At 63.1% G+C, this 24539-nt stretch carries 25 protein-coding genes, 1 other RNA gene and 3 pseudogenes; 19 read left to right on the forward strand and 10 right to left on the reverse strand.

The window, feature by feature from the left end; translation table 11 throughout:
• Window positions 1-7: 7 nt before the first annotated feature.
• A complete protein-coding gene (locus tag ACN8M7_RS09625; RefSeq protein ID WP_061239080.1) occupies window positions 8-229 on the forward strand; it encodes a hypothetical protein in 222 nt (73 codons plus the stop codon).
• A gap of 61 nt (window positions 230-290) precedes the next feature.
• A complete protein-coding gene (locus tag ACN8M7_RS09630; RefSeq protein ID WP_061239079.1) occupies window positions 291-578 on the forward strand; it encodes a DUF3509 domain-containing protein in 288 nt (95 codons plus the stop codon).
• A gap of 70 nt (window positions 579-648) precedes the next feature.
• Here the strand turns inward: ACN8M7_RS09630 and ACN8M7_RS09635 are convergent, their stop codons facing one another.
• The gene (locus tag ACN8M7_RS09635) at window positions 649-2172 is read right to left on the reverse strand and encodes a BCCT family transporter (protein ID WP_490260600.1); all 1524 of its coding nucleotides are present in this window, start codon (window positions 2170-2172) and stop codon (window positions 649-651) included.
• A gap of 373 nt (window positions 2173-2545) precedes the next feature.
• Between ACN8M7_RS09635 and ACN8M7_RS09640 the strand changes: the two genes are divergently transcribed.
• The 8 genes from ACN8M7_RS09640 to ACN8M7_RS09675 all read left to right on the forward strand — a co-directional run bounded on the left by ACN8M7_RS09640 (window position 2546) and on the right by ACN8M7_RS09675 (window position 9346).
• The gene (locus tag ACN8M7_RS09640) at window positions 2546-3136 is read left to right on the forward strand and encodes an amino acid synthesis family protein (RefSeq protein ID WP_490260601.1); all 591 of its coding nucleotides are present in this window, start codon (window positions 2546-2548) and stop codon (window positions 3134-3136) included.
• 25 nt (window positions 3137-3161) lie between these two features.
• Window positions 3162-3995: an alpha/beta fold hydrolase gene (locus ACN8M7_RS09645; RefSeq protein ID WP_490260602.1), complete on the forward strand. Its 834-nt coding sequence runs from the start codon at window positions 3162-3164 to the stop codon at window positions 3993-3995.
• The gene (locus tag ACN8M7_RS09650; RefSeq protein ID WP_490260603.1) at window positions 3992-5473 is read left to right on the forward strand and encodes an aldehyde dehydrogenase; all 1482 of its coding nucleotides are present in this window, start codon (window positions 3992-3994) and stop codon (window positions 5471-5473) included. Before ACN8M7_RS09645 ends, ACN8M7_RS09650 begins: the two co-directional genes overlap by 4 nt.
• A gap of 12 nt (window positions 5474-5485) precedes the next feature.
• On the forward strand, window positions 5486-5971 hold the full coding sequence (locus ACN8M7_RS09655; protein WP_061239074.1) for a flavin reductase family protein: 486 nt from the start codon (window positions 5486-5488) through the stop codon (window positions 5969-5971).
• A gap of 132 nt (window positions 5972-6103) precedes the next feature.
• Window positions 6104-7543, forward strand: a complete 1440-nt coding sequence (locus ACN8M7_RS09660; RefSeq protein WP_061239073.1) for an NAD-dependent succinate-semialdehyde dehydrogenase — start codon at window positions 6104-6106, stop codon at window positions 7541-7543.
• An 18-nt stretch (window positions 7544-7561) separates the two neighbouring features.
• Window positions 7562-7960, forward strand: a complete 399-nt coding sequence (locus tag ACN8M7_RS09665; RefSeq protein WP_061239072.1) for a carboxymuconolactone decarboxylase family protein — start codon at window positions 7562-7564, stop codon at window positions 7958-7960.
• Between the two features lie 65 nt (window positions 7961-8025).
• Window positions 8026-8778, forward strand: coding sequence for a GntR family transcriptional regulator (locus ACN8M7_RS09670; protein WP_061239071.1), 753 nt, complete (start codon window positions 8026-8028; stop codon window positions 8776-8778).
• A gap of 4 nt (window positions 8779-8782) precedes the next feature.
• Entirely contained in the window at window positions 8783-9346 is a 564-nt protein-coding gene (locus tag ACN8M7_RS09675; RefSeq protein ID WP_061239070.1) for an NUDIX hydrolase, read from the forward strand.
• Between the two features lie 109 nt (window positions 9347-9455).
• Here ACN8M7_RS09675 and ACN8M7_RS09680 read toward each other — a convergent pair whose 3' ends face one another.
• Window positions 9456-9749, reverse strand: coding sequence for a DUF1330 domain-containing protein (locus tag ACN8M7_RS09680; RefSeq protein WP_490260604.1), 294 nt, complete (start codon window positions 9747-9749; stop codon window positions 9456-9458).
• A gap of 77 nt (window positions 9750-9826) precedes the next feature.
• Between ACN8M7_RS09680 and ribBA the strand changes: the two genes are divergently transcribed.
• The 7 genes from ribBA (at window position 9827) to ACN8M7_RS09715 (ending at window position 16926) form a co-directional block, all read left to right on the forward strand.
• Window positions 9827-10936 (forward strand): bifunctional 3,4-dihydroxy-2-butanone-4-phosphate synthase/GTP cyclohydrolase II, encoded by a 1110-nt coding sequence (gene ribBA / locus ACN8M7_RS09685; RefSeq protein WP_490260605.1) that lies wholly within the window; start codon window positions 9827-9829, stop codon window positions 10934-10936.
• A gap of 257 nt (window positions 10937-11193) precedes the next feature.
• Window positions 11194-12219 (forward strand): ABC transporter substrate-binding protein, encoded by a 1026-nt coding sequence (locus tag ACN8M7_RS09690; protein ID WP_061239067.1) that lies wholly within the window; start codon window positions 11194-11196, stop codon window positions 12217-12219.
• Entirely contained in the window at window positions 12216-13112 is an 897-nt protein-coding gene (locus ACN8M7_RS09695) for an ABC transporter permease (protein ID WP_490260606.1), read from the forward strand. Before ACN8M7_RS09690 ends, ACN8M7_RS09695 begins: the two co-directional genes overlap by 4 nt.
• 3 nt (window positions 13113-13115) lie before the next feature.
• Window positions 13116-13925 carry an ABC transporter permease gene (locus ACN8M7_RS09700; protein ID WP_061239065.1) on the forward strand — a complete coding sequence of 270 codons (810 nt, stop codon included), beginning with the start codon at window positions 13116-13118 and terminating at the stop codon, window positions 13923-13925.
• Between the two features lie 17 nt (window positions 13926-13942).
• On the forward strand, window positions 13943-15091 hold the full coding sequence (locus tag ACN8M7_RS09705; RefSeq protein WP_490260607.1) for an ABC transporter ATP-binding protein: 1149 nt from the start codon (window positions 13943-13945) through the stop codon (window positions 15089-15091).
• Window positions 15092-15337: 246 nt separating this feature from the next.
• Window positions 15338-16354, forward strand: coding sequence for an ABC transporter substrate-binding protein (locus tag ACN8M7_RS09710; protein WP_061239063.1), 1017 nt, complete (start codon window positions 15338-15340; stop codon window positions 16352-16354).
• 86 nt (window positions 16355-16440) lie between these two features.
• Window positions 16441-16926: a flavin reductase family protein gene (locus ACN8M7_RS09715; RefSeq protein ID WP_061239062.1), complete on the forward strand. Its 486-nt coding sequence runs from the start codon at window positions 16441-16443 to the stop codon at window positions 16924-16926.
• Window positions 16927-16992: 66 nt separating this feature from the next.
• Here ACN8M7_RS09715 and ACN8M7_RS09720 read toward each other — a convergent pair.
• Both ACN8M7_RS09720 and ACN8M7_RS09725 read right to left on the reverse strand, forming a co-directional pair.
• A pseudogene (locus ACN8M7_RS09720) lies at window positions 16993-17529 on the reverse strand (methyl-accepting chemotaxis protein); the annotation flags it as partial.
• A 318-nt stretch (window positions 17530-17847) separates the two neighbouring features.
• Window positions 17848-18939: pseudogene (locus ACN8M7_RS09725) on the reverse strand (cache domain-containing protein); the annotation flags it as partial.
• Window positions 18940-19127: 188 nt separating this feature from the next.
• Here ACN8M7_RS09725 and ACN8M7_RS09730 point away from each other — a divergent pair.
• Window positions 19128-20171, forward strand: a complete 1044-nt coding sequence (locus tag ACN8M7_RS09730) for an LLM class flavin-dependent oxidoreductase (RefSeq protein WP_490260608.1) — start codon at window positions 19128-19130, stop codon at window positions 20169-20171.
• Window positions 20172-20339: 168 nt separating this feature from the next.
• On the opposite strand, the gene ffs is transcribed toward ACN8M7_RS09730, so the two are convergent.
• From ffs to ACN8M7_RS09745, 3 genes and pseudogenes are all read right to left on the reverse strand, one after another.
• Window positions 20340-20436: signal recognition particle sRNA small type (ffs, locus tag ACN8M7_RS09735), an RNA gene on the reverse strand.
• A gap of 103 nt (window positions 20437-20539) precedes the next feature.
• Window positions 20540-21319 (reverse strand): methyl-accepting chemotaxis protein, encoded by a 780-nt coding sequence (locus tag ACN8M7_RS09740; RefSeq protein WP_490260747.1) that lies wholly within the window; start codon window positions 21317-21319, stop codon window positions 20540-20542.
• A 126-nt stretch (window positions 21320-21445) separates the two neighbouring features.
• Window positions 21446-22174: pseudogene (locus tag ACN8M7_RS09745) on the reverse strand (MCP four helix bundle domain-containing protein); the annotation flags it as partial.
• A gap of 277 nt (window positions 22175-22451) precedes the next feature.
• Here ACN8M7_RS09745 and ACN8M7_RS09750 point away from each other — a divergent pair.
• Window positions 22452-22730, forward strand: coding sequence for an HU family DNA-binding protein (locus ACN8M7_RS09750; RefSeq protein WP_037004832.1), 279 nt, complete (start codon window positions 22452-22454; stop codon window positions 22728-22730).
• A gap of 52 nt (window positions 22731-22782) precedes the next feature.
• On the opposite strand, the gene ACN8M7_RS09755 is transcribed toward ACN8M7_RS09750, so the two are convergent.
• The 3 genes from ACN8M7_RS09755 to ACN8M7_RS09765 form a co-directional block, all read right to left on the reverse strand.
• The gene (locus tag ACN8M7_RS09755) at window positions 22783-23292 is read right to left on the reverse strand and encodes a cupredoxin domain-containing protein (RefSeq protein ID WP_490260609.1); all 510 of its coding nucleotides are present in this window, start codon (window positions 23290-23292) and stop codon (window positions 22783-22785) included.
• 100 nt (window positions 23293-23392) lie between these two features.
• Entirely contained in the window at window positions 23393-23764 is a 372-nt protein-coding gene (locus tag ACN8M7_RS09760; protein WP_490260610.1) for a hypothetical protein, read from the reverse strand.
• 143 nt (window positions 23765-23907) lie between these two features.
• On the reverse strand, window positions 23908-24510 hold the full coding sequence (locus tag ACN8M7_RS09765) for a glutathione S-transferase family protein (RefSeq protein ID WP_490260611.1): 603 nt from the start codon (window positions 24508-24510) through the stop codon (window positions 23908-23910).
• Window positions 24511-24539: the final 29 nt, after the last annotated feature.

Genomic DNA, 24539 nt, shown 5'->3' on the forward strand with positions numbered 1-24539 from the left:
TAGAAAAATGAATACTCAACATCAAGTTCAGAAAGCCATCAGCACCCTGACTCACGCCTTCGCACCGTTCGACTGCCGTATCCAGGCAACGCGCAAGGGCAGCTTTAGCTTCACCCTGGTCGACAAGACCGGTATCGCCCAGTACAGCCAGCGCCTCTACCCTGGCCAGTACAACGACGAATCGCTGCAGCAGGTGATCGAACGCACCCGCCAGTCGCTCATTGCCTGATCGACTGAACCAATCCGCCATCCCGAGGTCAAACTTCATCAACCTCAGGATGGAGTAGGACATGGAACTCACCAACCAACAGCTCGTCGATCACCTGTTCAATCCGCTGCGTGCCAGTTTCAGCTCGCCCCGCCCGGATGGCAGCATCATCCTCGCCCTGCTCGACGATAGCGACAGCACCGTCTACAGCCGCGTCCTGGCCAAGCCACAGATCGCCGACCAGAATGCCTTCGCCCAGAGCCTGGAAGAAATTCGACTGGAACTGGCCGTACGCGCAGGCAACATTCCTGCCGACCTGCGCAAGATGCTCAAGGAGCAGGACAGCGTGCTGAACTACCGCATCGCCTGAGTTCCATTTCGCGCCCAATGCAAACGCCCGATGCCAATGGCATCGGGCGTTTTCGTTTCTACGCCAGCCCTCAGGAACTGCGTAACGCCGCGCTCGGTTGCACGCCTCTGGCGGTGGCGACTTCCTCCTGATGCAGGGCCTTGACCAAGCAATAGCAGATCAGCAATAGGATCACCGAGAACGGCAAGGCCGCCACAATGGTAGCCGCCTGCAGGCCCTGCAGACCGCCGGCCAGCAACAGGGTGCCGGCCAGCGCTCCCAGACCCAGCCCCCAGATCACGCGATAACGCTGCGGCGGATTCTGGTTCCCCATCGACAGGATGGTGCATATCACCAGAGTCGCCGAGTCGGCCGAGGTGACGAACCAGCTGACGATCATCAAGGTCGCCAGGCCAGCCATGGGCAGCGTCGCCCACTCCACACCAAGGCCTTCGATGGTCTTGTACAGCACCATGGTCAGGTCGCTGTTGGCGACGCTGGACAGATCCACGCCATTGAGCTGCAGATGTACGCCGGTACCCCCCATGATCACGATCCACAGGAAGGCGCCGAGAGTCGAGGACAGCATGCCGCCCAGCACCACCTGACGCACCGTGCGACCACGCGAGATGCGCGCGATGAACATGCCCACGAATGGGCCCCAGGACAACCACCAGCCCCAGTAGAAGATGGTCCACCAGCCCTGCCACTGGCGCTCGGGGTCAGGATCGGTCCACAAGCCCATCGGCACGAAGTGCGCCAGGTAGTCGCCGATGCTGGACGCGTAAAGCCCCAGGAGGAATACCGTCGGACCGGCCAGCAGCAGGAACAGGAACAAAATGCTGCTCAGGCGGATATTCCATTCGCTGAGCCAGAGAATACCGCGGCGTACTCCGGAAACCGCCGACAGCGTGGCGACCACGGTGGTACCTGCGATCAACAGCAGCTGATTGGAGGTGGAAATCTCCCAGCCGAACATGTAGTTCAGCCCTGCATTCATCTGCGAGACGCCGAGCCCCATGGTTGTCGCCGTACCGAATAGAGTGCTGAAGATCGCCAGCAGATCCACCGCATGACCAATGGAGCCATGGATGCGCTCGCCCAGCAGCGGATACAACGCCGAGCGAATGGTCAGCGGCAGGTTGTGACGATAGGCGAAATAGGCCAGCACCAGGCCCACCAGGATATAGATGCACCAACCGTGCAGCCCCCAGTGGAACATCGTGATGCGCAAGGCGACCTGGCCTGCCTCGGGCGTACCCGCCTTGACGCCGGCCATCTCCATGAAGGGATTGCCCTGCATATGCATCAGAGGCTCGGCGATGCTCCAGAACAGCAATCCGGTTCCCACCGCCGCGCTGAATAGCATCGCGAACCAGGAAAAATTGCTGAACTCCGGCCGCTCGTCATCCTTGCCCAGGCGCAGGTTGCCGAAACGGCTGAGCCCCACCCAGAAGGTAAAGAACAGCACACCGCTGACCACCGCAACGTAGTACCAACCGAGCGAGCGCTCGATCCAGGCCTTGGCAGCGGTATAGAGACCGTTGGCCAATTCCGTGTTGGTAATGGTGAATAAAACGAAGGCGAACACCATGGCGATAGAGGCAATCGCCATGGTCGGGTTTACTCCTGCGAAGCAGCGTTCGAGGAGGGAATTGGGGCGCACGCTCACAGGCGTCTCCTTGTTCTTGTTTTGCAACCAATGGGACGTCGCAGGCACCACAGGCGATGCCAAAACGGGCCAGGCTCAGCGAGCGACCTGAGCGCCGTGACGCTCACCCATATCGCTCGTTCGAGGCTGGCCAGCCTTGCGATATATTATGGTATACCATCAACCATAATTGAGATTCAACGCCTGCTTGTTGCCAGCTATCACCTTGTCTACCGACTGACAGAAGGCAACTGCGAGTGCTTGACTTGCGCAATCGGTATTATGGTATACCATGATACAAGAACAACGACTCACCCGCCTCAGGAGCGCACCGAACATGAGTTTCGAAATCCGCAAGATCGTCACTTACCTCGAAGAAACCCGCATCGAAGGCGGCAAGGCCACCGACAAGCCGGTGACCATGGTGGGCCTGGCCGTGGTCATCAAGAACCCCTGGCTGGGTCGCGGCTTCGTCGAGGATCTCAAGCCCGAGATCAAGGCCAACTGTTCCGATCTTGGCGCCCTGATGGTCGAGCGCCTGACCGCCGCGATCGGCGGTGCCGACAAGATCGAGGCCTATGGCAAGGCTGCAGTGGTTGGTGCCGAAGGCGAGATCGAACACGCCTCGGCGGTGATCCACACCCTGCGCTTCGGCAACCACTACCGTGAGGCGGTCCAGGCCAAGAGCTACCTGAGCTTCACCAACAAGCGCGGCGGCCCGGGCACCTCGATCCAGATCCCGATGATGCACAAGGACGACGAAGGCCTGCGCTCGCATTACATCACCCTGGAAATGCAGATCGAGGATGCCCCGCGTGCCGACGAGATCATCGTCGTGCTCGGCGCCGCTGACGGCGGACGCCTGCACCCGCGCATCGGTAACCGCTACATCGATCTGGAAGAACTGGCCGCCGAGAAGGCGCAGTGATGCCAACCTTGGGCAGGAGCACGCAATGATTCGGCTCACCGCTGAACGCACGCCAGCCGGCACCAGTTACCTGGCGACCGGCCAGGGTCATCCCGTGGTGCTGATCCACGGGGTTGGCCTCAACAAGGAAATGTGGGGCGGCCAGATCGTTGGCCTGGCGCCACACTTTCGGGTCATCGCCTATGACATGCTCGGCCATGGCGACAGCCCACTGCCGGCGCCCGGCACCAGCCTGGAAGGTTATGCCGAACAACTGCGCGAGCTGGTCGAGCACCTCGAACTGCCGCGCGTCAGCGTCATCGGTTTCTCCATGGGGGGGCTGGTCGCTCGCGCCTTCGCCCTGCACCATGGACAGTTGCTGGACAGCCTGGTGATTCTCAACAGTGTGTTCAACCGCAGCGCCGAACAGCGCGCCGGCGTGATCGAGCGCACCCGCCAGGCGGCCGAGCATGGCCCCGATGCCAATGCCGAGGCGGCACTGTCGCGCTGGTTCAGCCGCGAATACCAGGCGGCCAATCCGGCGCAGATGGCGGCCATTCGCCAGACTCTGGCGGGCAACGATCCGCAGGGCTATCTGACCACCTACGAACTGTTCGCCACTCAGGACATGTACCGTGTCGAGGACCTCGGCAGCATCCAGGCCCCGACCCTGGTCGCCACTGGCGAACTGGACCCCGGCTCGACGCCAGAAATGGCACGCCAGCTGGCCGGGCACATTCCCGGCGCCCAGGTCGCCATACTCGATGAGCAACGGCACATGATGCCGGTGGAATCGCCACGCCTGGTCAACCAGGTGCTGCTGGATTTCCTGCAGCAGGCCCAGGCTTTCCAGAACCAGTCAAAAGGGATCGTCGCATGACACTCGCACGCTTCCAGATGTGCATAGACGGACAGTGGGTCGATGCCCTGTCCGGCAAGACCTTCCAAAGCCTCAATCCGGCCCTGGCCGAAGCCTGGGCAGAGCTGCCCGACGCCGGCGAAGACGATGTCGAGCGTGCCGTGCAGGCCGCCCAGAAAGCCTTCGAAAGCCAGGTGTGGCGCAGCCTCAGCGCCACGGCTCGGGGCAAGCTGCTGCGCCGCCTGGGCGACCTGATTGCCGAGAACAAGGAACACCTGGCGCAGCTGGAAAGCCGCGACAACGGCAAGCTGATCCGCGAAACCCGTGGCCAGGTCGGCTACCTGCCGGAATTCTTCCATTACACCGCCGGCCTGGCCGACAAGCTCGAAGGCGGCACCCTGCCCCTCGACAAGCCGGATATGTTCGCCTACACCACCCACGAGCCGATTGGCGTGGTCGCCGGCATCATCCCCTGGAACAGCCCGCTGTACCTCACCGCGATCAAGCTGGCACCGGCTCTGGCCGCTGGCAACACCATCGTGCTCAAGCCATCCGAACACGCCTCGGCGACCATCCTCGAGCTGGCCCGACTGGCCCTCGAAGCCGGCTTCCCGGCTGGTGTGGTCAACGTGGTCACCGGCTATGGCCCGAGCACCGGGGCCGCCCTCACCCGCCACCCGCTGGTACGCAAGATTGCCTTTACCGGCGGCGCCGCCACCGCTCGCCACGTTGTACGCGCCAGCGCCGAGAACTTCGCCAAGCTGTCGCTGGAGCTGGGCGGCAAGTCGCCGAACATCATCTTCGCCGACGCCGATCTGGACAGCGCCATCAACGGCGCCGTAGCCGGGATCTATGCTGCCTCCGGGCAGAGCTGCGTGGCCGGCTCGCGCCTGCTGGTGCAGGACGAGATCTACGACGAATTCGTCGAGCGTTTGGTCGAACGAGCCAAACGCATCCGCATCGGCAATCCGCAGGACGACGCCAGCGAAATGGGCCCGATGGCCACCGCGCAGCAACTGGCCGTGGTCGAAGGGCTGGTCGCCGACGCCCTGGCCGAGGGTGCCCGGCTGCGCCTGGGCGGCAAGCGCCCCCAAATCGACGGCAACGGCTGGTACTACGAGCCGACACTGTTCGAGTGCGACGACCACTCGATGAAGATCATGCAGGAAGAGGTCTTTGGCCCCGTGGCCTCGGTGATCCGCTTCAAGGACGAGGCCCAGGCACTGGCCATGGCCAACGACTCGCAGTTCGGCCTGGCCGCCGGCATCTGGACGCGCGACCTGGGCCGCGCCCATCGCATGGCCAAGGCCGTGCGCTCGGGCATCATCTGGATCAACACCTACCGCGCGGTATCGGCCATGGCGCCCATCGGCGGCTTCAACAACAGCGGCTACGGCCGCGAGAGCGGCATCGATTCGGTGCTGGCCTATACCGAACTGAAAACGGTGTGGATCAATCTCTCGCAGGCGCCCATGCCCGATCCCTTCGTCATGCGTTGAGAGGCCATCATCATGATCGAACCCGGCATCTATAAAGAAGTGATGGGCTCCTTCCCGTCCGGCGTCACCGTGGTGACCACCCTGGACAGCGACGGAGAGATGGTCGGCATCACTGCCAGCGCCTTCAGCGCTCTGTCCATCGACCCGGCGCTGGTGCTGTTCTGCCCCAACTACGCTTCGGACACCTACCCGATCCTGCGCGACAGCAAGCGTTTCGCCATCCACCTGCTGTGCGCCGACCAGCAGGCCGAAGCCTACGCCTTCGCCAAGAAAGGCAGGGACAAGAGCAAGGGCATCGAGTGGCACCTGAGCGAACTGGGCAACCCGCTGCTGTCGAAGGCCACCGCCATCATCGAGTGCGAACTGTGGCGTGAATACGACGGTGGCGACCACGCCATCATCGTCGGCGCGGTGCAGAACCTGATCCTGCCCGAGCAGGAGGTAACGCCAATGGTCTATCACCGCGGCAAACTGGGCGCCCTGCCGCACATCAGCTGATTTCCTTGGCCGCGCCAGCCCCCCCTCGGTAGCGGCCTTTTTTATTCGATGGCTTATGCCTCGCAGGGCGCGCCATGCGCCCTGCGACAGCTGCCATAGCCTTTGTTCATGCGCCACTTTCACGGAGCTGTCATGACCTCATTGTTCCGCCAACAGGCCTTCATCGACGGTCGCTGGCTCGATGCCGAGGACGCCTCGACCTGCACCATCTTCAACCCGGCCAATGGCCAGAAGATCGGTACGGTGCCGAACATGGGCGCCGCCGAAACCCGCCTGGCCATCGCAGCCGCCAACCGCGCCTGGCCAGCCTGGCGGACGCTGACCGCCAAGCAGCGCAGCAGCCTGCTCAAGCGCTGGCACGAGCTGATCCTCGAAAGTGCCGACGCCCTGGCACAGATCCTCACCCAGGAGCAGGGCAAGCCGCTGGCCGAAGCCAAGGGCGAAATCCTCTATGCAGCGAGCTTCATCGAGTGGTTCGCAGAGGAAGCCAAGCGCATCTACGGCGACACCATTCCCAGCCACAAGGGCGATGCGCGCATCGTCGTGAGCAAGGAGCCGATCGGCGTGGTCGCGGCGATCACACCGTGGAACTTCCCGGCGGCGATGATCACCCGCAAGGTCGGCCCAGCCCTGGCCGCGGGCTGTCCGTGCATCGTCAAACCGGCACCGGAAACGCCCTTCACCGCCCTCGCCCTCGCAGCCCTGGCCGAACAAGCCGGCATACCCGCCGGCATCCTCAATGTGGTCACGGGTGACGCCGTGGCCATCGGTGGCGAGCTGACCGCCAGCGCCCAGGTACGCAAGCTCTCCTTCACCGGCTCCACGCCCATCGGCAAGCTGCTGATGGCGCAGTCGGCCAACACCCTGAAAAAGGTGTCGCTGGAGCTGGGCGGCAACGCGCCGTTCATCGTCTTCGACGATGCCGACCTGGAGAAGGCCGTCGACGGCGCACTGATCGCCAAGTACCGCAACAACGGCCAGACCTGTGTCTGCGTCAACCGCTTCCTGGTTCAGGACGGCATCCACGATGCCTTCGTCGCACGCCTGGCCGAGCGGGTCGGCGAACTGGCGATCGGCGATGGCTTCGCAGCCGGCGTCAAGCTCGGTCCGCTGATCAACGAACGCGCCGTGCAGAAGGTCGAAGATCATGTGGCTGACGCCCTGAGCAAGGGAGCCCGGCTGGTGTGCGGCGGCGAACGTCACCCACTGGGCCACGGCTTCTTCCTGCCGACAGTGCTGGCCGGAGCCACGAGCGAGATGAAGGTCGCCCATGAGGAAACCTTTGGCCCATTGGCAGCGGTGTTTCGCTTCCACGACGAGGACGCAGCGGTTCGACAGGCCAATGACACCGAATACGGCCTGGCTGCCTACTGCTATACCCGCGATCTGGGCCGCGCCTGGCGTATGAGCGAGGCACTGGAATATGGCATGGTCGGCATCAACGAAGGGTTGATCTCCACCGAGGTCGCCCCATTCGGCGGCGTCAAATCGTCAGGCCTGGGCCGCGAAGGCTCGAAGTACGGCATCGACGATTATCTGGAGATCAAATACACCCTCATGGGTGGCCTGTAACCACAGAAGGACGAGCAGATGAGCAACGAGAAGTACGAGAAGGGCCTGGCCATTCGCACTCAGGTGCTGGGCGAGGCCTACGTCAACAAATCCATCGAGAACGCCGACGACTTCAACCGACCGCTGCAGGAGCTGGTCACCGAGTACTGCTGGGGGCATGTCTGGGGCCGCGACGGCTTATCGCTGAAAGAACGCAGCATGATAAACTTGGCCATGATTTCGGCCCTTAATCGCCCGCACGAGCTGAAACTGCACATTCGCGGCGCCCTGCGCAACGGCCTCAGCCGCGAGCAGATCCGCGAGATACTGCTGCAGGTCGGCATCTACTGCGGTGTTCCCGCAGCAGTGGACAGCTTCCGCATCGCTCGGGAAGCCTTCGCCGAAGCGGAGGCAGAAGAACAAGGCCAGCAGAACTGATGAAGGAGCACCCGCGGGTGCTCCTTCGTTGTTTTTCTACGGATAGACACACCAGAGCGGACCCTATGAAACGCCTGCCACTCGACGACAGCTTCAAGGTCAATCGCAACCCCGTCACCCTGCGCGAAATCGTGCTCGACAAGTTGCGTAGCGCCATCATGAACTTCCAATTGCTGCCGGGTGATCGCCTGGTGGAGCGCGACCTCTGCGAGCGCCTGGGAGTAAGCCGTACCTCGGTACGCGAAGCGCTGCGCCATCTGGAGTCCGAAGGCCTGGTGGAATTCGCCGGCAGCAAGGGCCCGCGCGTGGCCATCATCACTCTGGAAGATGCACGCGACATCTACGAGCTGCGCTGCGTGCTCGAAGGCCTGATCGTCCAGCTGTTCACCCTCAATGCCAAGCCCAAGGACATCCGTGCCCTGGAAAAGGCGCTGGAAGACAATCGCAAGACGCTCGAAGGTGGCGACCTGCCGCAGGTGCTCGACTCGGTGCAAGGCTTCTACGACGTGCTCCTGGAGGGCTCCGGCAACCAGATCGCCGCGACTCAGCTACGTCAACTGCAGGCGCGCATCAGCTATCTGCGCGCCACTTCGGTATCGCAGGCCAATCGCCGCGGCACCAGCAACAAGGAAATGGAGCGCATGGTCGAGGCGATCAAGAGCGGTGATCCGCTGGCCGCTCACCAGGCCTCGGTCGATCACGTCCGTGCCGCGGCCAAGGTCGCGCTGGACTACCTGCGTTCCAAACAGGCCGAGCCGGGTGAGCCGCGCGACTTCGTCACCCCCATCGCCCTGCAAGAGCCGCGCATAGGACGCTGATGCCATGCCGGCCCCGCGTTTCTGCCCGCAGTGTGGCTCAGCCGAGCTGAGCCACCGGCAACCGGAAGGGGACACGCATGCGCGACTGATCTGTGGTGGCTGCCACTACGTCCACTACGAAAACCCCAAGATCATTGCCGGCTGCATCATCGAGCGCGACGGCAAATACCTATTGTGCCAGCGCGCCATACCGCCGCGCCCCGGCACCTGGACCTTGCCAGCCGGCTTCATGGAAAACGGCGAAACCACCGAGCAGGCAGCCCTGCGCGAAGTCTGGGAAGAGTCCGGCGTGCGCGCCGAGATCCTCTCGCCCTACTCCATTTTCAGCGTGCCGCGTATCAGCGAGGTCTACATCATCTTTCGCGCCTGCGCGCTGGAGATCACTGGCGAGCACGGGCCGGAAACCATGGACTACCGCTTCTTCGCGCCCGAGGAAATCCCCTGGGATGCCATCTATTACCCGGCCATCCGGCAGATTCTCGAGCGCTACATCGAGGAGCGCCAGGCCGGTGTCTACGGCATCTACATGGGCAATGACGACACCGGCAAGGTGCATTTCATCCGCTGATCCCGCCAGTTGCGGAGTGCGGATCTGAGCCGTAACCGACGCCAGATCCCGCTGCCGGCAAGCGCCCCTCTACCCTGCCGCCGGGCAGACGCGCCAGACCGCGCAGAACCTACGCCTCGACGCCCTCGACGATGATCACTTGTGCGTTCGCCACGCCCTGGCGATGCACGCAAGCCTCCTGATACTCGGCCGAGCGATAGCAAGCCAGCGCCTGTTCATAGGAGTCGAACTCGATGACCACGCTGCGTTGTGGCGTCTCGCCGCCCTCCAGCACCTGCGAACGCCCGCCCCGGGCCAGGAAGCGCCCGCCGTACTGCGCAAAGGCCAGCGGCGCACGGCGGGTGTACTCGCCGTATTGCTGCGCATCCGTCACATCCACATGCGCGATCCAGTAAGCCTTCATCTTCACCTCCGCGGTTTGCGTTGAATATGTATTATGGTATACCACAAACCAACACTCTCCTTCATCAGGTGCCCGCCATGCCGTTCAATTCCATCGAAGAAATCATCGAAGACTACCGCCAGGGCAAGATGGTGCTGCTGGTCGACGACGAGGATCGCGAGAACGAAGGCGACCTGCTGCTGGCCGCTGAAAAATGCACGCCCGCCGCGATCAACTTCATGGCCCGCGAGGCCCGCGGACTGATCTGCCTGACCCTGACCGAAGCGCACTGCCAGCGCCTGGGCCTCGAACAGATGGTGCCCGCCAACGGCAGCGCCTACAGCACGGCGTTCACCATTTCCATCGAAGCGGCGCAGGGCGTGACCACCGGCATTTCCGCCGCCGACCGCTGCCATACGGTACTGACCGCCGTAGCCCCCGGCGCCGTGGCGGACGACCTGGTGCAACCGGGCCATATCTTCCCCCTGCGCGCCCGTGAAGGCGGCGTGCTGACCCGTGCAGGACACACCGAAGCGGGTTGCGACCTGGCCCACCTGGCCGGTTTCAGCCCGGCATCGGTGATCGTCGAAGTCATGAACGACGACGGCAGCATGGCCCGCCGTCCGGACCTGGAAGCGTTCGCTGCCCGGCATGGCATCAAGATCGGCACCATCGCCGACCTCATCCACTACCGGCTGAGTACCGAGCACACGGTCGAGCGCATCGGCGAGCGCGAACTGCCGACGGTGCATGGCACTTTCCGCCTGGTCACCTTCGAGGACCGCATCGAAGGCGGCGTGCACATGGCCATGGTCATGGGCGACATTCAGCGCGACCAACCCACCCTGGTGCGTGTCCACGTAATCGATCCGCTGCGTGACCTGGTCGGCGCCGAGTACAACGGACCGAAGAACTGGACGCTCTGGGCCGCCCTGCAAAAGGTCGCCGAAACCGGTCACGGCGTGGTGGTGGTGCTGGCCAACAGCGAATCCTCGCAGGCACTGCTCGAGCGCGTCCCGCAATTGACGCAGCCGCGTCGCCAGTTCAACCGTTCACAGTCACGCATCTATTCCGAAGTCGGTACCGGTGCCCAGATCTTGCAGGATCTCGGCGTCGGCAAGCTGCGCCACCTCGGCCCACCACTGAAGTACGCGGGCCTGACTGGCTACGATCTGGAAGTGCTGGAGAACGTCCCGTTCGAAGGCTGAACCCATGCGCCATCGATCGGCGCAGCCCAACGCCTGACATCAGGATGCGATTACGGACTTGCAGAAAGTTTGGAATACCATAATATGATATTCCATAGGCCGAGATTGTTGTCTGACGTTCAAGTCAGCAAGAGCAACAAGAAAAAACGCTCGGACACGGCCAAGCTTCAAGAAGCCTCAATGGCTGACTGCTCCCTGAAAAGCGGGCAAAAAAAGTGCCCGCTTGCGTAAAAACACAACAAACGAGGGCAAGCAAGATGGTGTTCAAGAAGACGTTCAACACGGTCATAGGCGCCGCGATCATGGGTCTGGCCGCCACGGCAGCCACGGCCAGCGAAAGCCTCAGCTTCGTCAGTTGGGGTGGTACCACCCAGGATGCACAGAAGAGCGCCTGGGCCGAACCCTTCACCCAGGAAACCGGGATCAAGGTGCTGCAGGATGGTCCCACAGACTATGGCAAGCTCAAAGCCATGGTCGACAGCGGCAACGTACAGTGGGACGTGGTCGACGTAGAAGCGGACTTCGCCCTGCGCGCCGCCCGCGAAGGCCTGCTCGAGCCCCTCGACTTCAGCGTGATCCAGCGCGACCGCATCGACCCGCGCTTCGTCTCCGACCACGGTGTCGGCTCCTTCTTCTTCTCCTTCGTGCTCGGTTACAACGCGCGCCGCCTGGGTAACCAGCAGCCGCAGGACTGGTCCGCTCTGTTCGACACCGCCACCTACCCCGGCAAGCGCGCGCTGTACAAGTGGCCGAGCCCGGGCGTGCTGGAACTTGCCCTGCTGGCAGATGGCGTGACGCCTGACAAGCTCTACCCGCTAGACCTCGACCGCGCCTTCAAGAAACTCGACACCATCAAGAAGGACATCGTCTGGTGGGGCGGTGGCGCCCAGTCGCAGCAACTGCTGGCCTCCGGCGAAGTCAGTCTGGGCCAGTTCTGGAACGGCCGCATCCATGCCCTGGAGCAGGAAGGTGCCTCGGTTGGCGTGAGCTGGAAACAGAACCTGGTCATGGCCGATTTCCTGGTCATCCCCAAGGGCGCCAAGAACAAGGACGCAGCCATGAAGTTCCTGGCCACCGCCAGCGGCGCTGCTGGCCAGGCCGAGTTCGCCAACCTGACCGCCTACGCGCCGGTCAACCTCGACTCGGTCAACCAGTTGGAGCCTGAGCTGGCCCCCAGCCTGCCGACCGCCCATGCCGCCGATCAGGTGACCCTGGACTTCGCCTACTGGGCCGAGCACGGGAACGAGATCGCCGCGCGCTGGAACGAGTGGCTGGTCAAATGAAAATCGCCGCCGCGCCGTTGACTCAGTCACCCGCCGGCGGCGCAAGCCGCCCGGCTCGCCTGCAGCGCTGGCGGGGGGCCTCCCCTCTGCTGCCGGCGCTGCTGTTCCTGATGCTGTGTTTCATCGCCCCGCTGGTCGGGTTGCTGTTGCGCGGCGTGCTGGAACCCGAGCCAGGGCTGGCCAACTACGAAGCTCTGTTCGCCAACTCGGCCTACTCACGGGTACTGCTCAATACCTTCATGGTGGCCGGTCTGGTCACCCTGATCAGCGTGCTGCTGGGCTTCCCGCTGGCCTGGGTGATCACCCTGGTGCCGCGCGGCTGGGGACGCTGGCTGCTGAGCATCGTCCTGCTGTCGATGTGGACCAGCCTGCTGGCACGTACCTATGCCTGGCTGGTGCTGCTGCAGGGCTCGGGCGTCATCAACTCGGTCCTGATGTGGGCCGGGTTGATCGACCAGCCACTGGAAATGGTGCACAACCTGACCGGCGTGGTGATCGGCATGAGCTACATCATGATTCCATTCATCGTGCTGCCGCTGCAGGCCACCATGAGCGCCATCGATCCAATGGTGCTGCAGGCCGGCTCGATCTGCGGCGCCAGCCCGTGGAGCAACTTCTTCCGCGTGTTCCTCCCGCTGTGCCGTCCCGGCCTGTTCTCGGGCGGGCTGATGGTATTCGTAATGTCCCTGGGCTACTACGTGACCCCGGCGCTGCTCGGCGGCGCACAGAACATGATGCTGCCGGAATTCATCATTCAGCAGGTGCAATCCTTCCTCAACTGGGGCCTGGCCAGTGCCGCCGCCGCGTTGCTGATCGCCATCACCCTGTTGCTGTTCTACGCCTATCTGAAGCTGCAGCCGGAATCTCCGGTCGCCTCCAGCACTGCGAGGTAAGTCATGCTGCTTTCACCCAATGCCATGGGACCGCGCCTGCGCGCGGGCCTGTTCCTGACCACAGCTGCCATCGCCGCATTCCTGCTGCTGCCCATCGTCTTCATCGTGCTGCTGTCGTTCGGTTCCTCACAGTGGCTGGTCTTCCCGCCACCAGGCTGGACGCTGAAATGGTACGAACAGTTCTTCTCCAACCCAGACTGGATGCAGGCCGCCTACACCAGCCTCAAGGTCGCGCTGCTGACTACTGTCTGCGCGGTGGCACTGGGTCTGCCCTGCGCCTTCGCCCTGGTACGTGGCAAATTCCCGGGCCGTGAGCTGCTGTACGCACTGTTCACGCTGCCGATGATCGTGCCGCTGGTGATCATCGCCGTGGCCGTGTACGCGCTGTTTCTCAAGCTCGGCTACACCGGCACGCTGCTGGCCTTCGTGATCAGCCACGTGATCGTTGCCCTGCCCTTCACCATCATCTCGATCATCAACTCGCTGAAGCTGTTCGACCAGTCCATCGAGGATGCCGCGGTGATCTGTGGCGCCTCGCGCCTGCAGGCCATCGTCAAGGTCACGTTCCCGGCGATCCGCCCCGGCATGATGGCCGGCGCGCTGTTCGCCTTTCTGGTGTCGTGGGATGAGGTGGTGCTGAGCGTGATGATGGCCAGCCCCAGCCTGCAGACCCTGCCGGTGAAGATGTGGACGACCCTGCGCCAGGACCTGACCCCGGTGATCGCCGTCGCTTCGACGCTGCTGATCGGGCTTTCCCTATTGATCATGATCGTTGCCGCCGTCGTCCGCCGGCGCAGCGAACACCGCGCCTGACCCACGAGGTAAGCGAGATGAGTGCCGTGCTCCAAGAACAATCCCCCCAGGCGCCGCTGGTCAGCCTGCGTGATCTGAACAAGCACTACGGCGACTTCGCCGCCGTCGACAACATCAACCTGGATATTCAGGAAGGCGAGTTCCTTACCTTCCTCGGCTCCAGCGGCTCGGGCAAGAGCACCACGCTGTCGATGCTCGCCGGCTTCGAGACGCCCAGCTCCGGGGAAATCCTGGTGGAAGGCAAATCGCTGATCAACGTGCCGCCGCACAAACGCGGCATCGGCATGGTGTTCCAGCGCTATTCGCTGTTCCCGCACCTCGACGTGCGCGACAACATCGCCTTCCCGCTGACCATCCGCAAACTGGGCGCTGCCGAGATCGCCAAGCGGGTCGACGCCATGCTCAAGCTGGTGCAACTCGAGCCCTTCGCCCACCGTCGCCCGGCGCAGCTCTCCGGCGGTCAGCAACAACGTGTGGCCATCGCCCGCGCGCTGGTCTACGAGCCGCGCATCCTGCTGATGGACGAGCCGCTCGGCGCACTGGACAAGAAGCTGCGCGAGGACCTGCAGGACGAATTGCGCCATCTGCACCGCCGCCTCGGCATCACCATCGTCTACGTCACCCACGACCAGGAAGAAGCCATGCGCCTGTCGCAGCGCATCGCCATCTTCAGCCACGGCAAGATCGTCGGCCTGGGCAGCGGCTACGACCTGTACCAGAACCCGCCGAACGCCTTCGTCGCGTCCTTTCTCGGCAACTCCAACTTCCTCCGGGCCAAGGCGCAAGGCGCGGCGGCGGCCACGTTCGAGAACCAGGCGCTGGCCATCCGCCCGACTGCCAACCTGCATGACGGCCAGGACGTGATAGTGATGGTGCGCCCCGAGAAAGCCACCCTGCTGACCCAGCAGGAAGCGGAACACACGCCACTGCCGGCAGGCTGCAACGAGATCGCTGCACGGGTCGAGGAAATGGTCTTCCTCGGCGACAGCCTGACCTGCAGCGTGATCACCGCAGGCGGCACCCGCATGACGCTCAAGGCGTTGTCCGGCGCAGGCGCCACTCCCCAGCCAGGCAGCCCCATACGAGTACGCTGGCAGGCCGCGGAGAGCTGCGTGTACAGCGAATGGAACGAAAGCGACCTGCTCAAGGGCGCTGGCAGTCACTGATCCACAGGCAAAACTCGGCGCCGTCTGCCAGGGCGGCGCCGATAGTGCTGAAACAGGCTAAACGTCACAAAGATCACATTGGCGTTTGACTTCACGCCGGCGAAGCATGCATTAGACAAGGCGCTGTTGCGCCTGTCCGACAATCGCGGCAAGACCGCACAAATCCAGTGGCTGCAACAGGTAGAGCAATGCAGGAAGGTGTACCGGGATATTTCTGAGCTGTACCCATAGAAAGGGAGGGGTCACATGAACAATAGGCTGTTGGCAGTGGGGGCGCTGATCGCCGCCTGCCAGTTCAATTCGGCACAGGCCGAGCAACAGACCCTGACGTTCGTCAGTTGGGGCGGCTCTACTCAGGACGCTCAGGAACAAGCCTGGGCCGTGCCGTTCGAACGTGAAACCGGCATCCGCATCAAGCAGGCCGGCCCGACGGACTACGAAAGCTTTCGCAAGATGGTCGAGAGCGGCGACGTAACCTGGGACGTGGTCGACGTCGAAGCCGACTTCGCCCTGCGCGCCGGACGTGAAGGCCTGTTGGAGCCTCTGGACCTGAAACAGGTCGCCCAGCGCCAGATCGATCCACGCTTCGTCACCATCTATGGTGTCGGCTCGTTCTACTTCTCCTTCATTCTCGGCTACAACACCCAGTCCCTGAGCGAGACTCCCTCCGGCTGGTCGGCGTTGTTCGACCTCGAACGCCACCCCGGCAAACGCGCCCTGTACAAATGGCCAAGTCCGGGTGTGCTGGAGATGGCCCTGCTGGCCGACGGCGTCGCGCCCGAAGCGCTCTATCCGCTGGATCTCGACCGCGCCTTCAAGAAGCTCGACACCATCAAGAAGGACATCGTCTGGTGGGGCAGCGGCGATCAGTCACAACAATTGTTGGCCTCTGGCCAGGCCAGCCTCGGCATGTTCTGGAACGGTCGGGTCAGCGCTTTGCAACGCGAAGGTGCAAGCGTAGGCATCGACTGGCAGCAGAACCTGGTCACGGGTGACTTCCTGGTCATTCCTCGCGGTTCGCGCAACAAGGACGCCGCCAAGCGTTTCCTTGGCTTTGCCTCCAGCGCCGCGCCTCAGGCCGACTTCGCCACACGCAGCGGCTATGCCCCCGTCAACCTGGGCAGTGCCGCCCTGATCCCGGCCAAGCTCGCCAAGGAGCTGCCGAGCTCACACGAAGCGGGCCAGATCACCCTCAACTTCAAGTACTGGAGCCGCAACGGCGCGTCCATCAGCAAGCGCTGGTACGCGTGGCAGGAGCAATAGCGCCAGCATTCGAGGACTTGCGCGCCCACCTTTTTGGTATACCATATTATCGTAATACCTCAGCAGTTCATTCAGAGGCCACTGCGATGATTCACCCCGATACCTACAAGAAAGTCATGGGCGCCTTCCCCTCCGGCGTTACCGTCATCACCACCCTGGACGAAGACGGCCAGGTCGTCGGTCTGACCGCCAGCGCTTTCAGCGCCCTGTCGCTGGATCCGGCTCTGGTGCTGTTCTGCCCCAACTACAGCTCGGACTCCTACCCGGCACTGATCCGCAGGCAGCGCTTCGCCATCCACCTGCTTTCTGCCGAGCAGCAGCATGAGGCCTACGCCTTCGCCAAGAAGGGCAAGGAGAAGGCTCAGGGTATCGAATGGACGTTGAGCGAACTGGGTAATCCGCTGCTGGCGGGCGCCACGGCGATCATCGAATGCGAGCTGTGGCGTGAGTATGAAGGCGGCGACCATGCCATCCTGGTCGGCGCGGTGAAGAACCTGATCGTCCCCGAGCAAAGCCCGGCACCGATGGTCTATTGCCGCGGCAAGATGGGCGCGCTGGCGGCCATCGCCTGACCCTCTGTGCGACCACCCCGAGGGGTGGTCGCGTCTGTTGCACGAGCGCCCAGGCGCTCGCCCTCCTCAGGTCTTGAAGCGACGCACCAACGCATTCAACTCGTCGGACAGCGCCGTCATGGTCTTCGCCTCGCTGCTGGTGGAGCTGGCCAGCTCGGCGACCTGCTGCGAATCGCCGTGGATCTGGCTGATGTGGCGATTGATGTCCTCGGCCACCTGATGCTGCTCCTCGGCGGCGGTGGCGATCTGCGTACTCATGTCGCGGATGTTGTCCACCGCATCGCGGATCGTCTCGAAACTGGAGCGCGCCTCACCCATGGCGTTGACCGTCTGCCGCGACACATCGAGGCTGGCGTGCATCTGTCGCGCCGTGTCCTGGGTGCGTCGGGCCAGGTTGCCAAGCAGACCGTCGATCTCCTCGGTAGCGTCGGAAGAGCGCTTGGCCAGCGCCCGCACCTCGTCGGCCACCACGGCGAAACCGCGGCCCTGCTCGCCGGCACGTGCCGCCTCGATGGCCGCGTTGAGCGCCAGCAGGTTGGTTTGCTCGGCGATGGCGCGGATGGTGCCCAAAATCGACTGGATCGAGTCGCTGTCCTGCTCCAGTTGCTGCATCGACTGCACCGAACGTGCGATTTCATCGCTCAGACGCGTAACGCTATCGGCCGAGGCCTGAATCTGTTGCTGTCCGGCATGCGCCTGGCGCTGACCGGCATCGGCCGAACCCGCCGCCTCGGAGCAGGCACGCGCCACCTCGTTGGCGGTCATGACCATCTCGTGGAACGCGGTCGACACCATGTCCACGGCCTCGCGCTGGCGCGCCGCCACATCTTCCAGCTCCTGGGCGACCCCGGCCGAGCTGCTCGAACTGCTGTGGATGCTCTTCGCTGCCTGGCCGATGCTGAGAATCATGTCGCGAATGGCCGCAAGGAACTGATTGAACCAGCCCGCGAGCTGCGCGGTTTCATCGCGACCGCGCACCGTCAGTTCGTTGGTCAGGTCGCCCTCACCTTGCGCGATACCTTCGAGGCCCGTGGCCACTGCCTGGATCGGGCGCACGATCATGCCGGCGAACAGTGCACCCAGGGTAGCGAAGGCCAGCGCCACGATGGCCGCCAGGGAGACGATGATCCAGGTCAGGCGTGTGGCGCTGGCCATCACCTCGCTCTTCTTGACCAGACCGACGAACTGCCAGCCCAGGCTGTCCGATGAGTAGACGTTGGCCATGTAAGCCTCGCCATTGAGGACCAGTTCCACCGAACCACTGCGCGTCGCGGCCAGCTCGGCATAACCGGGGCCGAGATCCTTGAGCGCCTTGAAGTTATGCTCGGGCTGGCTCGGATCGACCAGCACGGTGCCGTTGCGCTCCATCAGCATCAGATAGCCACTCTGGCCCAGCTTGATCTGCTTGACGATGTCGGTGAGCTGGCGCAGGGAAACGTCGATGTTGACCACGCCACCCTGCTGCCCCAGACGGTTGGCGAAACTGCGCACGGTGCTGACCAGTACCACATCGTCGGCTGCCCAGTAGTAAGCCTCGGTGCGCAGGGTCTTGTCCGGCTGCGCCATCGCCCGCTGATACCAGGGCCGCGTACGCGGATCGTAACTGCTCAGGTTCGGATCACCCGGCCAAAACGCGTAGCCGCCCTCAGTGGTACCGAGGGAAACATAGGCATAACCCGGATGACTGTTAGCCAGGCCGGCGAACAGCTCGAACACGGCACGATCCTGCGCGCCCTCGGGCTGGCTGGCTGCGTCGGCGGCCAGGTAGCGTTTGAGCCCCGCATCGATGGCGGCAAGCTGCGGATGCTTGGCCAGGTAATCGACATTCTGCTCGATACCTTCGAAGAACAGGCGCATGGCGTTCTCCACCTGCCGAATCTCGCGTCCGCTGCCATCGATGAAATCCTCACTGGCTGCCTGTCGCAGGTTAACGACCACCAGGATCGCGACCAGAATCACCGGAAGGCTGGCGATGGCGGCGAAGATCATCACCAGTTTGTGCTTGATGCTCATGAGCTGTCCTTTGTATTGAGGATCAATCGGAACCCTTGCAGATATTCCGTATTATGGTATACCAATATATAGCGATCGACGCCGCCTTGCATAGCACCCGGCCGACGTAGCGGCCCATCCAACCAGAAGCGCAACGCACGCTTCGACGCCGCCCCCGGCAGCCCAATCACAGACTCGAGGACAGCAGCATGAAATTCTCTTTGTTCGTTCATATGGAGCGCTACGACGAACAGGTCGGCCATCGCCAACTATTCGATGAACTGACCGAGCTGACGCTCATGGCCGAGGCAGGCGGCTTCTCCACCGTATGGATCGGCGAACACCACGCCATGGAGTACACCATCTCCCCCAGCCCCATGCCGCTCCTGGCCTACCTGGCCGCCCGTACCACCACCATCCACCTGGGCGCCGGCACCATCATCGCGCCGTTCTGGCACCCCATCCGCGTGGCCGGTGAATGCGCCCTGCTCGACGTGATCAGTAACGGGCGCATGGAAGTCGGCCTGGCTCGCGGCGCCTACCAGTACGAATTCGATCGCATGATGAACGGCATGCCCGCCACTGACGGCGGCAAGTACCTGCGCGAGATGGTGCCGGTGGTCAAGGCCCTGTGGCAGGGCGACGTCGCCCATGAGGGCGAGATCTGGAAATTCCCCACCGCCACATCCTCGCCTCGCCCGCTGCAGAAACCGACTCCGCCGATGTGGATCGCCGCACGCGACCCCGATTCGCACAACTTTGCCGTCGCCAATGGCTGCAACGTGATGGTCACGCCGTTGATGAAAGGCGACGAAGAAGTCGTGGATCTTAAGAACAAGTTCGAAACTGCCCTGGCCAACAACCCGAGCGTGCCGCGCCCACAACTGATGGTGCTGCGCCATACCCATGTGCACAGCGCAGACGACCCGCAGGGCTGGAAGATCGGCGCCGAAGCCATCTCGCGCTTCTATCGCACCTTCGACGCCTGGTTCGGCAACAAGCAGACGCCGGTCAACGGCCTGTTGCCGCCGAGCCCGGAAGAGAAATTCAAGGAGCGCCCGGAGTTCGAGCTGGAGAATATTCGCAAGAACACCATGATCGGCACCCCAGAGGAAATCATCGCGCGCATCCGCCACTACCAGGAACTGGGCGTCGACGAGTTCAGTTTCTGGGCCGACAACAGCCTGCCCTACGCCGAGAAGAAGAAATCGCTGGAACTGTTCATCAAGCACGTGGTGCCAGCGTTCCGCTGATACCCGCAGCCTTGCCGATCATTGCGCCTGCCGTGGCTCACGCCCGGTGGGCGCAATGCATTCAGGGCCCAGGGAAGCGATGGCAACAGCGAAGAGAACGACACACCGCCTGCCACATAACTGGCTGGAAGCGTCAGAGAAATCGGGAGATGAAAGACTGGAGGTGGACCCTACCAGCCACACCCCGGCACACAATGTTCCCGCTGTGGCTGCTCCCTTCCGGGCCTGACCAGGTTAACGGGTAATCGTTGCGAGGGGACCGGCAGGGCCACCATAACGCTGCCCGTCATTGCGACGGGCCGCGCCATTGTAACGACTAAACGCAAACTTACAACCGCTTCAAACACTTAGATACGTCGCCGCGCACGTCACACCCGAAAACGCCCCACCAACTGGGCCAGGCCAAGGGACAGTTCCGACAGGTGCTGGCTAGCCAGTGTGCTTTGTTCGGAGGTCTGCGCCGCTTCGTTGGACAGGTCGCGAATATCACTGATGTTGCGGGCGATCTCTTCGGTGACGCTGCTCTGCTCCTCGCAGGCAGTGGCGATCTGGGCGGCCATGTCGTTGATGCGCTGCACCGAATCGCCGGTCACGCTCAACGCCTGATCGACACCGGCCGCCTGCTCCACACTCTGCCGCGCTCGGGCACTGCCCGAGTGCGTGGCCTTGACCGCGTTCTGCACTCCGGCTTGCAGGCGCTCGATCATCTGCTGGATATCCTTGGTCGACTCCTGGGTCCGTGCCGCCAGCGCCCTTACCTCGTCAGCGACCACGGCGAAGCCACGCCCTTGCTCGCCGGCCCGAGCCGCCTCGATGGCCGCGTTCAATGCCAACAGGTTGGTCTGGTCCGCGATGCCCTTGATCACCGCCAGCACCGCGCCGATGTTGGCGGTTTCCTGCTCCAGGGTCTGGATCGTGTCGGAGGCACTTTCCACTTCCTGGGCCAACTGGCGAATGGAGTGAATGGTCGCGCCCACCACTCCGGCACCTTCGCGCGACTGCACCTCAGCCTGCCGCGCAGCATCGGCAGCGTTCTGCGCGTTACGCGCCACCTCGTGCACCGCCACGCTCATCTCCGTGGCGGCAGTACTGACCTGATCCACCGCCGCGTGCTCGCTGCTGATCAGCCGATCATTGGCGGCCGCCATGCCTGCCAGACTCTTGGCCGAATCAGCGACCTCGCCGGTCACACGCCCCACTTCCTTGATCAGCGGCTGCAACTTGTCGAGAAAGCGATTGAAGGCATGGCTGAGCTTGCCCAGTTCGTCCTTGGACAGCACATCCAGGCGCACGCGCAGGTCGCCATCGCCATCGGCGATCTGTTCGATGCGGTGCAGCAGGCTGTGCAGCGGACGGGTCACCAGCAGCGGGAAGCCCACCACCAGCAGCAGGCACACCAGCAGGCCGATGGCGATGATCAGCCCCTGCTGCCAGATCAGCGCCTCACCGCGAACGATGGCTTCGCTGCCAACGGCGTTGGCGGCGTTGTCTTCCAGCTCACCCAGCTTGTCGATGGCGCTGCGCGCTTCTTCGAACTGCGCTTCGCTGTCGGAAAAGCTCAGCCGGCTGGCGGCATTGGGATCACTGCTGGCCATGTCCAATACACGTAGCGAGGTCGCCTTCCAGCGTTCGTAGCCACGGTCGAACTCGGCCACCAGCGCCAGCGCCTCGCTGCCCGGTTTCAGGTCAGCGAACTTGTGCACACGGTCATAAGCCTGCTGCAGGTTCTCGGCATGCGCGGCGCGCAGAACCGCAGCGTGCGAACCGGAGTCCTCGTCGAGCAGGCTGCGCTCGGCGACGAAGGCCTGGTACAAGTCGCGGTCGGCATTGAGCAGCAGGCTGATAGCCGGCAGATGCCGATTGGTCAGCGTGGTGCTGGACTCTGCGACCTGGGTAATGCCGCGCATCCCCAGCGTGCCCATGGCCACCAGAAGCGCGGCGAGCAACAGAATGGGTACGGCAATCTTCCAGCGAAAACCCAAATCAGCGAAGACGCGTAACATGGTGGCACTCCAGCATTAGGCAGGTACCTGTAGCTTAGTCCAGCTTCGTCAGGTCGCGCCGAACCTTGCCAGAATGACGCCCCATCGCCCGCCCGTAGCGGGCGAGGTTTTTTGCTCGCGCACCGGAACCACAGGGACCGATGCGACACTAAGCCCTATCGGCAAAACCTGTCAGGCACTGCCGAGCGATCCCTTTTGTGCTAGCTTTCCCACGTTTTCGGCGGTGCAGCCTCATATCTGCCGCGCCGAGCCTCTCACCTGCAAACGGAGTTACATCATGGCAATCACCAAAGACCAACTGATCAGCGACCTGGCCGAGGCCGTTTCCCTGCCGAAAGCCACCGTCCGCACCCTGATCGATCAGCTGGGCGAAATTGTCGGCGACGCGCTGGAAAACGACGGTGAGATCACCCTGCCGGGCGTCGGCAAACTGAAAGTGAGCGAGCGTCCCGCCCGTACCGGCCGCAACCCGCAGACTGGCAAGAGCATCGAAATCGCTGCCAAGAAAGTGGTCAAACTGGTGCCTGCCAAGGCCCTGACCGACGCTCTGAACTGATTCAGAGTGCGGCCGCGACCCCATCTGGGTCGCGGCCTTCCCCTACCCTGTCTTAATCAGCCAGCACCTCGATGCTGCCGCGCATACCAGCCTGATAATGTCCGGCGATCAGGCAGGCGAACTCGAATTCGCCAACTCGGTTGAACGTCCAGATCATCTCGCCCTGTGCCGCTGGCGCCACATGCGCCATATACGCCTCGCCGTGCGCCATGCCCGGCCCCTTGAGCATCTCGGCGGCATGCTCATCCAGCGTCTGCCGCGTTCCCAGGACGAACTCGTGCATCAGCCTGCCATCGTTGTGATGAACGAAGCGGATGGTCTCTCCCTGTCTGACCTGTAACTTCTGCGGCGTGAAGCGCATGTTGTCGCCCATGCGAATCTCCACGGTGCGATCGACCTTGGCGCCCTGCCCGGTGATCCCCCAGGGCTTTTGCTCCGGCCCATGATCCATCATGTTCATCGCGCCGTGCCCGGCGTGGCTGCTCTCATCGGCCTGCACCTGCAACGCAGGCAACAGTGCAGCGAAAAGCAGGGCCGGCAAGGGACTGATACGTCGTTTCATCGGTAAATCTCCAATCATCTGTATCGTTCACGCGCGAGGGTGCGCATACGGCGTGCCGACTGCTGCAGCCGGCATCAGGCTGTGGTTCAAAGGTGTTCGATCAGGAGAAAGACAGACGGGGTGGGCGCTCGGGCATATCCGGCACCACGGAGACAAGGCGCTCGCTCAGCATCAGCGGCGGCTGTGCGCGAAGTGCATCAACGGCCTGGACGACGGGCTGGGCAAACACCACGGCACCAACGCAGAACGCGCAGAGGATGCAGGAAACGGCCTGCGCAGGATGCTGCTGGCCAGGTTGCACATCGACTACCGGCTTCATCGCAGCAGGTCGCTCGCCATGCTCGGGCATGGCATGCAGCGCGGCACCAGGGTGAACCTGCTGGCAAAGCTGCATGCCGAACGCGGCCATCGCCTGCATCGGCAAGGCCAGCATCAAGAGGCAGACTAGAGCGGTACGCAGCCGTTGGAGCATGGGGCAGTCAGTGACCAGTAGGATTGCAGACGCCGATTATCCACCCCGGGGCCGCGATAGTCCAAGCTCAGCTGGCAGCCCAAAATACCATGTTCGGGCGGCAGCGCTGCGCCCAGCGCGCGCAGGCTGCCGCCGAACAGTGATCAGCCCAGCATGGTCACGTGGCGGGGGTGACTGGCGATGCGATCGAGCCAGGCGCGGACCGCGGGGAACGCTTCCAGGCTGAAACCACCCTCATCGGCTACATGGGTGTAGGCGTACAGGGCGATATCGGCGATGGAGTAGTGCTCACCCACCAGATAAGGGGTACGCTCGAGCTGTTTCTCCATCACTTTCAGGGCCTTGTAGCCCAGCCTCAGGCAACGCGCGTGCTCCTCGCGGCGCTCCTCGGGCATCCCCAGATAAAGCTGGATGAAACGCGCCACCGCAACGTATGGCTCGTGGCTGTATTGCTCGAAGAACTGCCACTGCAGCACCTGGGTACGCAGGCGCGGCTCGCTGGGCAGGAAATCGCTGCCATCGGCGAGGAAGTTGAGGATGGCATTGGACTCCCACAGGCAGGTGCCGTCTTCGAGCTCCAGCACCGGAATCTTGCCGTTGGGGTTCTTCGCCAGGAAAGCTTCGCTCTGCGTCTCACCCTTGAGGATATCGACATCGATCCACTGGTACTCCTTGCCCAGCAGATGCAGCATCAGCTTGATCTTGTAGCAGTTGCCCGAACGATAATCGCCGTAGACCTTGAACATCGCGTTGCCCTCCCTATCAATCCTCGCGG

The organism is Pseudomonas spartinae (genome assembly GCF_965197125.1).
Taxonomy (GTDB): Bacteria; Pseudomonadota; Gammaproteobacteria; order Pseudomonadales; family Pseudomonadaceae; genus Aquipseudomonas; species Aquipseudomonas composti_A.

Bases quoted from the DNA above. Each gene is read 5' to 3' on its own strand.
- ACN8M7_RS09625 (WP_061239080.1), top strand. From the start codon at position 8: ATGAATACTCAACATCAAGTTCAGAAAGCCATCAGCACCCTGACTCAC.
- ACN8M7_RS09630 (WP_061239079.1), top strand. From the start codon at position 291: ATGGAACTCACCAACCAACAGCTCGTCGATCACCTGTTCAATCCGCTG.
- ACN8M7_RS09635 (WP_490260600.1), bottom strand. From the start codon at position 2,172: ATGGCGATTGCCTCTATCGCCATGGTGTTCGCCTTCGTTTTATTCACC.
- ACN8M7_RS09640 (WP_490260601.1), top strand. From the start codon at position 2,546: ATGAGTTTCGAAATCCGCAAGATCGTCACTTACCTCGAAGAAACCCGC.
- ACN8M7_RS09645 (WP_490260602.1), top strand. From the start codon at position 3,162: ATGATTCGGCTCACCGCTGAACGCACGCCAGCCGGCACCAGTTACCTG.
- ACN8M7_RS09650 (WP_490260603.1), top strand. From the start codon at position 3,992: ATGACACTCGCACGCTTCCAGATGTGCATAGACGGACAGTGGGTCGAT.
- ACN8M7_RS09655 (WP_061239074.1), top strand. From the start codon at position 5,486: ATGATCGAACCCGGCATCTATAAAGAAGTGATGGGCTCCTTCCCGTCC.
- ACN8M7_RS09660 (WP_061239073.1), top strand. From the start codon at position 6,104: ATGACCTCATTGTTCCGCCAACAGGCCTTCATCGACGGTCGCTGGCTC.
- ACN8M7_RS09665 (WP_061239072.1), top strand. From the start codon at position 7,562: ATGAGCAACGAGAAGTACGAGAAGGGCCTGGCCATTCGCACTCAGGTG.
- ACN8M7_RS09670 (WP_061239071.1), top strand. From the start codon at position 8,026: ATGAAACGCCTGCCACTCGACGACAGCTTCAAGGTCAATCGCAACCCC.
- ACN8M7_RS09675 (WP_061239070.1), top strand. From the start codon at position 8,783: ATGCCGGCCCCGCGTTTCTGCCCGCAGTGTGGCTCAGCCGAGCTGAGC.
- ACN8M7_RS09680 (WP_490260604.1), bottom strand. From the start codon at position 9,749: ATGAAGGCTTACTGGATCGCGCATGTGGATGTGACGGATGCGCAGCAA.
- ribBA (WP_490260605.1), top strand. From the start codon at position 9,827: ATGCCGTTCAATTCCATCGAAGAAATCATCGAAGACTACCGCCAGGGC.
- ACN8M7_RS09690 (WP_061239067.1), top strand. From the start codon at position 11,194: ATGGTGTTCAAGAAGACGTTCAACACGGTCATAGGCGCCGCGATCATG.
- ACN8M7_RS09695 (WP_490260606.1), top strand. From the start codon at position 12,216: ATGAAAATCGCCGCCGCGCCGTTGACTCAGTCACCCGCCGGCGGCGCA.
- ACN8M7_RS09700 (WP_061239065.1), top strand. From the start codon at position 13,116: ATGCTGCTTTCACCCAATGCCATGGGACCGCGCCTGCGCGCGGGCCTG.
- ACN8M7_RS09705 (WP_490260607.1), top strand. From the start codon at position 13,943: ATGAGTGCCGTGCTCCAAGAACAATCCCCCCAGGCGCCGCTGGTCAGC.
- ACN8M7_RS09710 (WP_061239063.1), top strand. From the start codon at position 15,338: ATGAACAATAGGCTGTTGGCAGTGGGGGCGCTGATCGCCGCCTGCCAG.
- ACN8M7_RS09715 (WP_061239062.1), top strand. From the start codon at position 16,441: ATGATTCACCCCGATACCTACAAGAAAGTCATGGGCGCCTTCCCCTCC.
- ACN8M7_RS09730 (WP_490260608.1), top strand. From the start codon at position 19,128: ATGAAATTCTCTTTGTTCGTTCATATGGAGCGCTACGACGAACAGGTC.
- ACN8M7_RS09740 (WP_490260747.1), bottom strand. From the start codon at position 21,319: ATGGCGGCCGCCAATGATCGGCTGATCAGCAGCGAGCACGCGGCGGTG.
- ACN8M7_RS09750 (WP_037004832.1), top strand. From the start codon at position 22,452: ATGGCAATCACCAAAGACCAACTGATCAGCGACCTGGCCGAGGCCGTT.
- ACN8M7_RS09755 (WP_490260609.1), bottom strand. From the start codon at position 23,292: ATGAAACGACGTATCAGTCCCTTGCCGGCCCTGCTTTTCGCTGCACTG.
- ACN8M7_RS09760 (WP_490260610.1), bottom strand. From the start codon at position 23,764: ATGCTCCAACGGCTGCGTACCGCTCTAGTCTGCCTCTTGATGCTGGCC.
- ACN8M7_RS09765 (WP_490260611.1), bottom strand. From the start codon at position 24,510: ATGTTCAAGGTCTACGGCGATTATCGTTCGGGCAACTGCTACAAGATC.